The 11,725-nt window shown below is 69.7% G+C and carries 16 protein-coding genes; 7 read left to right on the top strand and 9 right to left on the bottom strand.

What is annotated here, in order from left to right; genetic code table 11:
* The 3 genes from VG276_13465 to VG276_13455 form a co-directional block, all read right to left on the bottom strand.
* A partial coding sequence (locus VG276_13465) for a helix-turn-helix domain-containing protein (protein ID HEV8650380.1) occupies positions 1-1,660 on the bottom strand: 1,660 nt, incomplete at its 3' end.
* 291 nt (positions 1,661-1,951) lie between these two features.
* Positions 1,952-2,545, bottom strand: a complete 594-nt coding sequence (locus VG276_13460; protein HEV8650379.1) for a hypothetical protein — start codon at positions 2,543-2,545, stop codon at positions 1,952-1,954.
* On the bottom strand, positions 2,521-3,135 hold the full coding sequence (locus VG276_13455; GenBank protein ID HEV8650378.1) for a DUF2157 domain-containing protein: 615 nt from the start codon (positions 3,133-3,135) through the stop codon (positions 2,521-2,523). The genes VG276_13460 and VG276_13455 overlap by 25 nt, the downstream gene beginning before the upstream one ends.
* Positions 3,136-4,077: 942 nt before the next feature.
* Here VG276_13455 and VG276_13450 point away from each other — a divergent pair.
* Both VG276_13450 and VG276_13445 read left to right on the top strand, forming a co-directional pair.
* On the top strand, positions 4,078-5,496 hold the full coding sequence (locus VG276_13450; GenBank protein HEV8650377.1) for an MFS transporter: 1,419 nt from the start codon (positions 4,078-4,080) through the stop codon (positions 5,494-5,496).
* Entirely contained in the window at positions 5,493-5,792 is a 300-nt protein-coding gene (locus VG276_13445) for a hypothetical protein (GenBank protein HEV8650376.1), read from the top strand. Before VG276_13450 ends, VG276_13445 begins: the two co-directional genes overlap by 4 nt.
* Positions 5,793-5,810: 18 nt before the next feature.
* Here the strand turns inward: VG276_13445 and VG276_13440 are convergent, their stop codons facing one another.
* Positions 5,811-5,975 carry a hypothetical protein gene (locus tag VG276_13440; protein HEV8650375.1) on the bottom strand — a complete coding sequence of 55 codons (165 nt, stop codon included), beginning with the start codon at positions 5,973-5,975 and terminating at the stop codon, positions 5,811-5,813.
* Positions 5,972-6,178, bottom strand: coding sequence for a hypothetical protein (locus VG276_13435; protein HEV8650374.1), 207 nt, complete (start codon positions 6,176-6,178; stop codon positions 5,972-5,974). The genes VG276_13440 and VG276_13435 overlap by 4 nt, the downstream gene beginning before the upstream one ends.
* Positions 6,179-6,278: 100 nt before the next feature.
* Here VG276_13435 and VG276_13430 point away from each other — a divergent pair, with 100 nt between their 5' ends.
* Positions 6,279-6,446, top strand: coding sequence for a hypothetical protein (locus VG276_13430; GenBank protein ID HEV8650373.1), 168 nt, complete (start codon positions 6,279-6,281; stop codon positions 6,444-6,446).
* An 804-nt stretch (positions 6,447-7,250) separates the two neighbouring features.
* On the opposite strand, the gene VG276_13425 is transcribed toward VG276_13430, so the two are convergent.
* The gene (locus VG276_13425) at positions 7,251-7,634 is read right to left on the bottom strand and encodes a hypothetical protein (protein ID HEV8650372.1); all 384 of its coding nucleotides are present in this window, start codon (positions 7,632-7,634) and stop codon (positions 7,251-7,253) included.
* Positions 7,635-8,067: 433 nt separating this feature from the next.
* Between VG276_13425 and VG276_13420 the strand changes: the two genes are divergently transcribed.
* Positions 8,068-8,322 carry a hypothetical protein gene (locus VG276_13420; protein ID HEV8650371.1) on the top strand — a complete coding sequence of 85 codons (255 nt, stop codon included), beginning with the start codon at positions 8,068-8,070 and terminating at the stop codon, positions 8,320-8,322.
* 62 nt (positions 8,323-8,384) lie between these two features.
* Here VG276_13420 and VG276_13415 read toward each other — a convergent pair whose 3' ends face one another.
* The 3 genes from VG276_13415 to VG276_13405 form a co-directional block, all read right to left on the bottom strand.
* Positions 8,385-8,846 carry a hypothetical protein gene (locus tag VG276_13415; GenBank protein ID HEV8650370.1) on the bottom strand — a complete coding sequence of 154 codons (462 nt, stop codon included), beginning with the start codon at positions 8,844-8,846 and terminating at the stop codon, positions 8,385-8,387.
* Between the two features lie 63 nt (positions 8,847-8,909).
* Positions 8,910-9,398, bottom strand: a complete 489-nt coding sequence (locus VG276_13410; protein HEV8650369.1) for a hypothetical protein — start codon at positions 9,396-9,398, stop codon at positions 8,910-8,912.
* A gap of 110 nt (positions 9,399-9,508) precedes the next feature.
* Positions 9,509-9,832: a hypothetical protein gene (locus VG276_13405; protein HEV8650368.1), complete on the bottom strand. Its 324-nt coding sequence runs from the start codon at positions 9,830-9,832 to the stop codon at positions 9,509-9,511.
* 123 nt (positions 9,833-9,955) lie between these two features.
* Here VG276_13405 and VG276_13400 point away from each other — a divergent pair, with 123 nt between their 5' ends.
* The 3 genes from VG276_13400 to VG276_13390 form a co-directional block, all read left to right on the top strand.
* Positions 9,956-10,711, top strand: a complete 756-nt coding sequence (locus VG276_13400) for a transposase (GenBank protein HEV8650367.1) — start codon at positions 9,956-9,958, stop codon at positions 10,709-10,711.
* A 156-nt stretch (positions 10,712-10,867) separates the two neighbouring features.
* Positions 10,868-11,146, top strand: a complete 279-nt coding sequence (locus VG276_13395; GenBank protein HEV8650366.1) for a DUF5372 family protein — start codon at positions 10,868-10,870, stop codon at positions 11,144-11,146.
* A partial coding sequence (locus VG276_13390; GenBank protein HEV8650365.1) for a helix-turn-helix domain-containing protein occupies positions 11,143-11,725 on the top strand: 583 nt, incomplete at its 3' end. The genes VG276_13395 and VG276_13390, both read left to right, overlap by 4 nt.

Below are 11,725 nucleotides of genomic sequence, written 5' to 3'. Positions count from 1 at the left end.
GGTCGATCCGGACGGTGATCGTGTCGCCGCCAGTGGTGATGGTTCCGGAGCTGTCGAGGAAGCGCCGTTGGAGGGTGTCGGGGGTGGCGGTGGCGTAGCCGGCGCCGAGCCGGGTGCGGAATGCGGCGAGCAGGGCCTGGGCCAGGACGCAGAGCATGATGTCGAGATCGACGTTGAGGTTGACGGTGCTGGAGAGGGCGTCGGCGCAGAAGGAGCGGATGATTTCGGCTAGCCGCTGCTCGATGGTCATCCTGCGGGCGTGCTGGCTGATCAGGTTGCGGATGGTGGCCTGGCACTGGTTGGTGATGATCACGGTGGGGGCGTCGCGGCCCAGGCCGGTGACGATGAGTTGGCGGACGGTGCGGGGGTAGCTGGTCAGCGTGACGGCCTTGTCCTGGTGGACCTTGGGCTTGTTGTGCGGTCCTGGCCGGTCCAGGGTGATCGTCTTGAAGTCGGCTGGGCGCAGGCTGTTGATGTGCTGGGTGAGGGCGGGCGAGCGCATCCGCAGGGTGAGGAACTTCACGCCGCGGGCGTCGAGCTCGCCGAGCACGGCCTGGTTGGTGACCTTCTGGTCCATCACCAGCATCTTCGGGTCGTGGCCGCTGACGGCCTTCCAGTGGTCGCAGAACGCGATCACTTCCCGGGCCTGGGTGGCCTTGGACAGGTCGGCGTTGGCGTAGACCAGGTTGTGCGTGCCGGAGTCCTGGGCGAAGAACGTCAGCACCGACCGGGCGCGCTGGGAGCGGGTGGGGACGTAGTGCTTTTCCAGCACGGGGTCTGCTCCCCAGTGCATGACGGCGTGGAAGTCAAGGTCGAAGATCCCCTCGTCGCTGCCGGCGAGCCCGGCAGCGATCAGCTTGGCGTCCAGGGCGGCCAGGAAGCTGCGCTGGTGGTCATGCGTCAGCCGGTAGGAGTAGCTGGTCAGCGCGGACTTCTTCGGCAGGACCGCGAGCCCGGCGAACAGCCCGGCGGCCGGGTCGTCGAGCAGGTCGTCGACGTGGCTGACCCGCCGGGTGCCGGTGAGCTTGAGCGCCAGCAGGCTCAGCAGCCACGACACCGCGGGGATGACGCGGGTGCCGGGGTAGCCTGCCGCCCGCGCCAGGGCGGGCAGGTCCAAGGCGAGCAGGTCCGGGACGGCCAGCAGCAGCCCGGCCAGCCGGGTGTCGGCGCGGCCTGGGAAGGCGGCGAAGTCGATGACCTTGGCCGGGGGCAGGTTGGTGTCCCGGCCCGGTGTGGCCGGGCTGGCGCTGGCCTCCGGCTCGGGGTGGCGCAGCAGCCGGCCGAAGCCCTCCTGGGCCAGGATCTGGCCGACCCCGGTGCGGTTCAGCGGCTTGCCCTCGGCCGCCAGCCGGGCGGAGATCTCATAGACCGACAGGCCCTGCCGGCGCAGCTTGATGACCCGGGCGCGGGCGGCGTCCTTCTTGGGTGCGCTCTTGCGGCCGGGCCTGCGCGGTTCGGCGAACAAGGTGAGCTTGCCGGCACGCCAGTCGCGGACCAGGGAGGCCAGCGCCGAGCGGGAGTAGCCGAACCGGGCGGCGGCCTCGTCCAGGGGTGCGCCCTCGTACAGATAGGCGCGGATCGCCTCGTACCGCCGCTGGTTCACGCTCGCCGGGCTGGCGAACGCCTCCCCGCCCGGACGCGGGGCCGGTGTCGCTGTCATATGCTTGTTCTACCACGTCCACTGTCACAAGCACAGGACGCCGCGCCATGACGCGCCGGAACCGCTGCGGCGACGTTCTTCCTGCTCACAGCTAGTGCTCTCACCGAACTGGCCAGTGCACGCAGCCTCCCAGCCCAGCGGGCACCGTATGGAGTCAGCCGGGAGGTTGATGCCAACAGCAGCTTATCCGGCCTCACCATCACGGAGGCTCCCGCAGGCTGCACGACGAACGCCAAGGTCAAATGGCATCCAAGGCTCTCTGCCAGGCGCAGTCGGCCAGACTGCCAAGGGTCAGGATCGCTGCGCGGAAGTCGGCGCTAATGGGAGACAGCGGTGACCTCGGAGGGCCGAGAACAGCGGGCTGCTGCCCGTCTGCTGGCCGCGCTCGGGTTCTGCAGGCGACCGGCGGATCCGGCCGGTCAGCACTGCCACCAGCAGCAGCGCTCCGCTAGTGACCAGAAGCGCCAACGGGACGGTGGCGCCGCGCCCGAACCATGTCAGCGTCGCGTCGAACAGAAACACGAACAGGCCAACCGCGCCCACGCTGAGCAGCACGGTTCGCCGCGCGGCCGCCCCGGCCCCGACGAGCGCGGCCGCGCTGAGCAGGCCGAGCGCAAGCCCCCAGCTCCGCAGCTCGTCCCCCCGCACGGTCTCCGCACCCAGAAGCATCGCCAGCGCCCCCAGCACCTCGGCGGTGCGCGCGGGGATGAGGAGGCGCCGCGACCCAAGCAGCAGCCAGGCCACGCCCACCGCCCAAACCGCGCCACCGCCCCAGCTCGGGCTGGCCGGCGCGACGCCCTCGACCACCGCGGTCACCGTCGCGAGCAGCGACACCAACACGGCCACCTGCTGCAGGCTGCTCACCCGCAGACGCCAGAACAGCACCCCGGCAGCGTGGCAGCCAGCCCTGCGATGACGTGCTGGAGGCCGTGCGACTGATGCAGCACCTGGTCCGCAACGACCTCGGCGAAGCCGGCGACGGCCGCGACGGCCAGGAACCACAGCACCGCGCCGAGCCGGCGGACCGACGCCGTCCGCTGCCCGTTGGCCCACCAGCCGCCGGCCGCCAGCACGGTCACGGTCACCAGCAGCAGCGTGCTGCGCGCCAACAAGCCCAGGTGCGCCCACGCCTGTCCGGCGGCCAGCAGCCCGGCGGTCACGGCGCACACGGCCCCGACGTAGCCCAAGGCCTCGCCCAGCCGCCGACGCCCCGACCAGGCGTCCGCCGCGCCACCACCGGCGCCACCCTCTTCGGGCCGGCCGGCCGCATCGGCCAGGATCGCCGCCGTCTGCTCGGGGCTGATCAGGCGCTTGGCCTGCCAGCGCTCCAGCTGTTGTCGAAGCTCGTCCAGCGTGCCAGCGCCTCCCAGCTGTGGGGCAACGCCGTCGATCGACGGCGCTCGTCTCAGTCTCGCGGCCGGGCGTGGACGCGCCCAGACGAGCTCGTGCTCATCTACCGGGCGCGGGGCGCCCAAGTTCGCCTGGGTAGTTCCGGCAACCCTTCCGGGCACCGGGCGCAGCGTCCCGTCGGCGTCCGTAGCAGCATCGCTTCGAGGTCGTTGCCTGGCCGGGGAGGTGCCCGTACCACACCGGCCCCTGGCCCACCCCGACCGGCTGGCCGGAGCGCGAGGCCGCGCCGGCCGGCCCACACACCCGCGCGGACGGGGCCTCGGGCGCCTCCACCAATGGCTGGCAGGAGCGCTAGGCGCACCCGCTCCGGCGTCGAGCGCTCCCGCCGCAGCGACCTGCACCACGCCCGCTACCGCGGGCTGGCCAAGACCCACCTGCAGCATGTGCTGACCGCACGGGCGCTCAACCTGGTCCGCGTCGACGCCTGGCTCACCGGCACTCCACTTGGCGGCTGTTGGGTCTCTCGTCTTGCAAAGCTCCGCCCAGCACCATCGCCTGCGTAAATTCGTCAGCAGAGTCGGGTCACCTCCAGCGTTCGGCCTGCTCGGCGTCTGACCCAAGCTCCTGCAACCAAGCAGGCACTGCTGCGCCTGGCCCCTCGCCGCGTAGCGTCGTGGTTGTCGTGGAGGTGCGCAGGAGGCGCCACGCCCGTGGGGTGTCGGTGAATGAGTGGTGCGTCGGGCAGATGCGTATGCCGTTGCGTCGCGATGCTGGGTTCCAGCCGCTCGGGCGGTGGGCCAGGGTGCCGAGGACGCAGAACGTCCACACCTGGCCATCGGCCGGGTCCCGGCGCCCACCAGTCGGATGCCAAACGACCCGCAGCCAACGGGTCGGGCCACTGCCGGAGCGGTCCGGCGCGGGTAGGATCAGCCCATAGCTCGGCAAGGATTTCTTACCCTCGCGGCTATGACGGACAAGCCGGGCCCGCGCGAGCGCAAGAGGCAGGCCTCGCGCAGCCACCCTGAGCGCAGCGACCTGCGGATCTGACCGATCACGGAGCCCGGCATATGAGCATGCGACCAACCGGAACAGCGGCGGAAGCCACCGCCGCGCAGCTCGACCCGCGCCGGTGGCTGGCGCTGGGGGTCGTGCTGATCGCGGTGTTCATGCAGCTGATGGACATCAGCATTGTCAACGTGGCGATCCCGTCTATCCAGCGCGACCTGGACGCCAGCTACTCACAGGTGCAGTGGGTGCTGGCCGGCTACCAGCTCGCCTTCGCGGTGGTGCTGATCACCGGCGGGCGGCTCGGCGACATCTACGGCCGCAAGCGGCTGTTCCTGATCGGCGTGAGCGGCTTCACCATCGCCTCGGCACTGTGCGGCTTCGCGCAGAGCCCGGTCATGCTGGTCAGCTCGCGGTTCCTCCAGGGCGCCATGGGCGCGCTGATGTTCCCGCAGGCCCTCTCGGTCACCCAGGTCGAGTTCCCCCAGCGGGAGCGCGGCGTCGCCTTCGGCATCACCGGCGCGGTCATCGGCCTTGCCACCATCTCCGGCCCGCTGCTTGGCGGGCTGCTCATCGCCGGCAACCTGTTCGGCCTGGACTGGCGCCCGATTTTCCTGGTCAACCTGCCGCTGGGCGTGCTCGCGGTGGTCGCCGCGGTGGTGCTGCTGCGCGAGTCCAGGGCCGAGGGCGCGCTGCGCCTGGACCCTGGCGGCGTGGCGATCGTCAGCGTGGCGTTGCTGATGCTGATCTATCCGCTGGTGGAGGGCCGCGACCTTGGCTGGCCGGCCTGGACGTTCCTGCTCATGGCCGCGTCAGTGCCGGTGTTCTGGATGTTCGCGCTGTACGAGCGGCGCAAGACCCGCAGGGACAACTCGCCGCTGGTAGTGCTCAGCCTGTTCGGTGAGCGGGCGTTGGTGAGCGGCCTGCTGCTCAACCTGGTGTTCTTCTCCGGGGTGGCCGCGTTCTTCCTGACCTTCTCGCTGTTTCTGCAGATCGGGCTCGGCTTCACCGCCCTGCACTCCGGGCTCACCACGATCCCGTTCTCGTTCGGCACCGCGATCGGCTCGGCCGTGTCGGTGCGGCTGGCGCCACGGCTGGGCCGCGCGATCCTAAGCCTCGGCTGCCTGCTGCTGGTCGCCGGCATGCTCGCGGTGATGGCGACGGTCAGCCGCTACGGCGAAGTCATCCATTCCTGGCAGCTCCTGCCCGCCCTGGTGGTGTGCGGCCTCGGCCTCGGCCTCACCATCCCGCCGCTGCTCAACGTGATCCTCGCGGGCATCAGCGGCCGCAGCGCCGGCTCGGCCTCCGGCGTGCTCTCGACCACCCAGCAGGTCGGCGGCGCGCTCGGCGTGGCGATCATCGGCGTGATCTTCTTCGGGCTGCTGTCCAGCCAGGCCCAGCCCACGATCGCGGCGGTCGTTCCGCGCCTGCGCGGCCAGCTCCAGGCGGCCCACCTGCCCGCGCGGCCGCCGACCAGGTGATCGGCGGCTTCTCGACCTGCTTCCACGACCGGGCCAGCGCCAAGGATCCCTCGTCCACCCCGCCGAGCTGCCGGCAGGCCACCTCCCAGGGCCAGGCCCAGGGCCAGGACGGCCAGGCGATCGGCCAGGTGCTCCAGTCCGCCGGCGTGGACGCGCGCAAGCGCGACTTCGTCGCCTCCATCAAGCGCACCCTGTGGTACGAGGTGGCCGTCTACGGCCTGAGCTTCCTGGTGGTGTTCCTGCTGCCCAACGTCGGCGGCCACCACCTGCGCCAGGCGGGTGGGGCCGCGGCATAGTCAGCGGTCGCCAAAGGGTCACTGGTGGATGGTCCGCTGGTTGGGCGGTGCTCGGGCTGCTCGAGCTGGAAGGTCGAGTGCTCGATGTCGAGGTGCGCCGCCCAGGCAGTCGCACAGCCGGTCGAGCACCTTGGGCGCGGCGGCGCCGGCCTCGAGCATGACGTGGGCCAAGATCACGTTCATGCCGCTGGTGACGGTCCACACGTGCAGGTCATGGCAGTCGCGGACCGTGGAGCCCTGACGATCTGGCAGCGCACCTCAGCCGGGTCGACGCTCTTTGGGGTCGCCTTGAGCAGCACGTCGACCGCGTCGCGCAGCAGCCGCCAGGTCCGCAGCAGGATCAGCAGGCCCACCACGGCCCACCAGGCCTCGTGGCGGCCCTGCACAGACCGCCTTTGAGCAACACGTTGATATCGGGTCAGGTTCAGCCGGCAGGCCCAGCAGCAGGCCGCCCATCTCCCCCAGACCGCCCGCGCAGCCTCGCCGATGCGGTGGAGCAGCTCCGCAACGACCCCCCTGGCAGGGCACACCCACCGGTCCGGCTACCCGCCCGAGTACCGCATGCTGGCGTTCGACCAGTGGGGGATCGTCGTGGACGTGATCGGCGAGGCGCCGCCAAAGGTCATGGTGCTGGAACTGACCTGGGCCGGGTAACGACGGCTGGCTTGCGACGCGCGTGGTGGCTGCGATCGAGCAGCGGCTCGCGGTCGCGCTGGCGTCGGAGCTCGCTCCGCACGTCTGGCAGGCCGCGTCGGCCCTATGGGACGGGCCAGTACCGAGTTGCCGTGGGACAGGCGAGGGTCTCGCTGTCGGCGCACATCGCAAAGAAGGCAGGCTCGTCGCTTACAGAGCGCGAATTGGTCGCCCAGGTGTTCTCGCCCAATCAGCTCGGCTCGAACCAGGTGCGCCTCCATCTGCCGGGCGACAAGTCCACCAAGACGTGGAAGTCCCGCCAGGAGGGGACTCCACCTCCTGGCGCAGGGCGCCTTTGCTGGGATCAGGAACGTGGCCACGCACAGCGAGAGCGAGTGGTCCGAGCAGGTCGCCCAGGAGCAGGCGAGGGTCCACGAATAGCCCTAAAACTGCGCAACTGCGCCGTAACGATTAATCGGCTACCGACGATTCTCCGGTTCGGCCACCATCGCCGCAAGATCTCGCCAGGTTCGCACGTATCCGGGGTCTGGACCGAGGCGCCGCAAGCAGCAAGTGGGGCGAGAGCATGAGGCGAGCGGCGCCTGGGCGGGGGGTCGGCCCAGGGCCGCTCGTGCCTACGCCCATCACGGGCTTCCTAGGGGAAAGCCGAACGATGACCTTCAGCCGTTACAGCGCCGATCAGGCTGCAAGTGCCGACCTGTCGGGGACCCTGCCGTCCAGGCAGGGCAACGGTGGTGGAAAGACCCCCGTATCGGTCGAGCGGTCGGCCCTGGAGGCAGGCTGCGCGGGATCGCCCCCAACCTCTCAGGCTGGTGCCAGCGACAGCTCAACGACAACCCGACCCTGCTCCCGGCGGTCGCGGACGCGCACCCGGGTCAGCGGGCGACCGAGCAGCTCGCGGACCGACGCCTCCAGCACGCAAGCAAGGTCAGGGGCACGCCGGCCAAACGGCCGGTCCAAGCGGCAGAACAGGGCCTCCGCCGGCTCCTCCCGCCCGCCGGACGGCGACGGCTCGGCGAGGACGACCGTGGCGTGGGTGTCGTCCAGCGCGACCTGCGCCGGCTGCAGCGCCAGGCCGGTGCCTGCCGACCACAGCGTCGCCACCGCATCGGCGAGCCGCTGGAGAGGCTGCTGGCTGTCGAGCTGGCCATCGGCCCGGGTAGGTAGGTCGAGTGTGGCTGCGGTCATCTCGCACCTCCTCGTACCTTCGTTGCTGCTTCGTGCTGGGGCTGTGACCTACCCGTGACCGACAGGCACCACACGCAGCATCGTTACTTGTACCTACCTATTCTGCAAAGCGGCGTAAGCGTGATGATGCTCTGTTCTCGGATGATCGGGTGTGGTCGGAGAAGCGATCAGCCTCTCGTGCCCTCCTTGCCTGACCCGCTCGACGGCTTGCTCGCGTTAGGGAGGGATGGGTCGCGGATAGGCATGGCTGCCGCAGCTGGACAGGCGCTGCCGAAGGGGTGCCGGCGATGCAGCTGACGATTCCCCTTCCCCGGCCCACCTTGCCGGCCTTCGGCGTGCGGCTCGAGCTAGCCTGCGCGAGGCGCCCAGCGAGGTCGTCGAGGAGGTCGTCCTCGCCGTCGACGAGTCCCCCGGTCCGCACGCCATCGGGCCGGTGGCGCACCCGGCCGGCAAGCTCGATGCCGATGAGGGCCACGACAGCAAGGCCGACCGCGCTTACCTGCGCCGCCGCAGGATCGCCGCGGATCGAGTCGTCGAGGCGGCTGGGGGGCGTCGCTGGCGGGTCGAGGGGGCGCTGTCCTGGCTGAGCTGCTCCCGGCGGCTGCAGGTTCCGCTGAGATGCGACTCGGACCGGTTCTTCGCGTTCGTGCTGCTGGCCTGTGCCCTCGTTTGCTTCAAACGGCTCTAGCCGGCCAAGGGAGTGGAACGGCGTCTAACAGCTCGGGCGCGTACCGCAGGCGATCGCCCCGCTCACCCAGCCGCCGCACGACAGAGGTCGTCGTGCTCAGCGAGGGTCGGTCCGGTGTCTGCCCTGGTGGGCTGCAGCAGTCGATTTACGGCGGCAACCACGGCAGCCGGGTCCGTGTGTGTCTCCACCACCTCGATCGGCCCCGCTCCCCCCAGGTTGTGCGGGGGCGCGACGGCCACGAGCACAAGGGGAAGCCGCCCGTAGTCGGGGTGGGCGCGGTAGGCGCGCAGCAGGTGGACGCCGCGGTAGGAGCGGCCGGGTAGGGGCAGAGCCAGTGTGGGGGCGAACACGAGGAGATCGGCGTTGTCGACGAACGGGCACCTGCCATAGCGCAGCAACAAGCACGCGGCGAGCGGGGTTGGCCCGCCACCGCAGCGCACGACCCGGTGACCGGCCGCCTCGAGGAGGCGAGTCACCTCCCGGCTGACGGTAGCCCCGTCCTCTATGACCAGGATGGTGGCCATTGCCGTTCCCTCCTTCAGACAGCCTCGGGCAATGCACCATCCGCCGAGGCGTTCGGCTTGCTTTCAGGAGACGCCAAGTCCCGTGAACGTCCCAGGGTCCCACGACTCGTCGTGCTCGGGCCATGTGGCCGTGGGGTGATCCTCGACGAGCGGGTCGGTGCGCGGGGCACGGCCACCATTCTCGGCGGACGGCCCAGGGAGGCCTGCGGCCGGTCGCTGGGTAGCAGCGTGCGGAACTTGGCCTCCCAGGTCTCGAGGGGTCAGTCCAGCAGCGAGGTAGTGCCGCTGTGGCCCAGCAGCCGCAGGATCGGCGGTGGTCTTGACGGTCACCTCGGCGTGGCCGTTGGGATAGCCGACACGGTCACGGTCGCCGCGGGCGTAGCGCTCCCGACCCAGAAACTCACTGACCTCGGCTTCCAAGGCGGCCTGTAGCAGCAGGCACGCGCCGAACCGGGCGGCATCCTCCAGGGCCTCGTCGAGGTCACGGCCGGTGGCGAACAACTCGTCGATCTGGGCGCGGATACGCTCGACAGCAGATAGTCTTGGGGGCACGGGCGTGGACCTGCTCAGCTTGAGTGGCTAGCTCTGCTGGGAGCCTACGCCCGTCCTACTTTTCCACCGCTACCTGGACGCCACTGCGCCCATGGGCGCCCGGCAGTAGGTCACTGCGGCCCTTGTTCTTCCAGTTCTCCCGCCACTCGTTCCCACACGGCTTTGGCACCCATCCGTGTCCCGGCCCAGGCGCTGTTTGGGAGGCTTTGATTGAGCACCTCGGTGCTGATCCAGCTAGGTGTCTTGCTGGCGTCATCCTCGACATATGACTTCAGCTCGCCGTAGGCCGCGATCTCGCAGGCCCATCTCACGCCTAGCTCGTATCCAGCTGCGACCCCTGCGACATCTGTGGCGTCCTCGGCTGCCTTCATCTGGCGCAGGCGCTCTGCGGCGTTGCGCGCCTCTTTGTCGGTGACCGGCCGCATCTCTGACATGGCTGAACGCCCCCTGGCCGTCAGCGGCAGTTGAGCACTTAGGGAGACTCTACCCTCCTCCATACGCTGCCCGGCGGTCTGCGGAGTTTCAGCGACTGGATTAAGGTGCTCCAAGATGCCGGGGTGAAACTGCCCTCGGTGGCCTCCAAAGTGTTGACTCAGTCTGGCTGGCTGATGATCGAGGCGCTCATCGACGGCCAGCGAGATCCGGCGGAGTTAGCCAACCTGGCCAAAGGCAAGTTGCGGCCGAAGATCCCCGAACTGACCGAGGCGATGGCCGGGCACTTCGGCGCGCACCACGCTGTCGCCGCCCGCCGCATCCTCGACCACGTCGACTTCCTCGACGCCACCATCGCGGCGCTGACCGAACAGATCGACGCGCGCACCGAGCCCTTCCAGGCGGCCAAACAGCTGCTGTCGTCGGTTCCGGGATTCGACCGGCTGGTCATCGACACCGTGATCGCCGAAACCGGCGCTGACATGGGCAGGTTCCCCAGTCCGGGGCACCTGGCGAAGTGGGCCGGCGTCTGCCCCGGCAATCACGAATCGGCGGGCAAGCGCCGCCGAGTTGGGATCACCCCAGGCAACAGCGGCTGCGGCGCGCCCTTATCGAAGCGGCCCGGGCCGCAGCCAGGACGAGGGGTAGCTACTTCGGCGCACAGTACCGCCAGATCGCTAAGCGGCGCGGCCCGAACAAGGCCCGTAGGGTGCGTAAATGCGTTCATGCAGCTCGTCGGTACTCGTGGAGGAGGCCGCCGAGCGGGTCGCGTCGATGGACGCTGCCGCATCGATCCTCGCTTACGAGGACCAGAGGGGCGGGCGGGGCCGGTGGTTGCAGTCCAAGCGCCCGATGTGGCCGATGCCGGTTGTAGTGGTTGACATATACGCTGAGCACTCGCGCGAGGTGTGATCGGCCGAGGACCAGCAGCCAGTCGAGGAACTCGGCGCGGACGGTCCGAATCCAGCGCTCCGCGTAGGCGTTGGACCACGTTGTCGAATGCACCCGATGGACCCGATGGCTATCGACGTGTGCGGGTGACGCACCGGTTTCACCCGCTGTTGGGGCGAGAGTTCGAGTTCGTGGTGCATCGTCGGAACTGGGGAGAGGACCGGGTCTACTGCCACGACGAGGACGGCCAGTTGTTCTCCCTTCCCGCTGCCTGGACCGATGCTGCGCCTGATGATCCGTTCGTGGTGGTCGCGGCGGGCCGCTGCCCGTTCACCGTGGACGGTCTGCTGAGGCTGGCCGAGTTGATTGATGGGCTGCGTACGCTGCCGGACTCTGATCGGGACGTCCAGCGGATTACGCCGTGAACGTCCAGGAGATTACGCCGGTTGCTCTTGGGGTTTCGCGACGTTCCACGTGGCGCGTGCGGGACGTGTGCGGTGTTGTACTGGTACTCCTTGTGGTTATCCGGCATATCGTGGTCGGCGCCGCGTGTCAGCTCGGTATAATCATCCTGACGTCACAACCGCAGGGAGACGGCATGGCCGGCAGGCGGCAGGCAGAAGACCCCAAGCAGGCAGCGCTTGTCCAGGCGCGCTGTTTGCATCCCCGACCCGAGACGGTGACCGATGAGCAGTTCGCCTCCTCGGAATTCTTCGACGCCCGGGACCTGGTGCAGGTCAAGTACGAGATGGTGCGGGCAGTGCGCCAGGACCGTGTTCCCATCACCACTGCGGCGACCGTCTTCGGGTGCTCGCGGCCGTCGTACTACGCCGCGGCGGCCGCACTGGATTCCGGGGGCCTGGCGGCGCTGGTGCCGGCCAAGCCGGGACCACGGGGGGCGCACAAGCTCACCGACGAGGTGTGCGCCTTCTGCGAGCAGCAACTGGCCGCCGACCCCGCCCTGCGCCCAGCCGACCTGGTCGAGCCGATCCAGGCCGGATTCG

It is taken from the genome of Actinomycetes bacterium, from assembly GCA_036000965.1.
Lineage (GTDB): Bacteria > Actinomycetota > CALGFH01 > CALGFH01 > CALGFH01 > DASYUT01.
The sequence above is the reverse complement of the archived record's forward strand: the minus strand, read 5'-3'. Positions and strand labels throughout refer to the sequence as shown.

Bases quoted from the DNA above. Each gene is read 5' to 3' on its own strand.
- VG276_13450 (HEV8650377.1), top strand. From the start codon at position 4,078: ATGAGCATGCGACCAACCGGAACAGCGGCGGAAGCCACCGCCGCGCAG.
- VG276_13440 (HEV8650375.1), bottom strand. From the start codon at position 5,975: ATGAACGTGATCTTGGCCCACGTCATGCTCGAGGCCGGCGCCGCCGCG.
- VG276_13430 (HEV8650373.1), top strand. From the start codon at position 6,279: ATGCGGTGGAGCAGCTCCGCAACGACCCCCCTGGCAGGGCACACCCAC.
- VG276_13425 (HEV8650372.1), bottom strand. From the start codon at position 7,634: ATGACCGCAGCCACACTCGACCTACCTACCCGGGCCGATGGCCAGCTC.
- VG276_13415 (HEV8650370.1), bottom strand. From the start codon at position 8,846: ATGGCCACCATCCTGGTCATAGAGGACGGGGCTACCGTCAGCCGGGAG.
- VG276_13405 (HEV8650368.1), bottom strand. From the start codon at position 9,832: ATGTCAGAGATGCGGCCGGTCACCGACAAAGAGGCGCGCAACGCCGCA.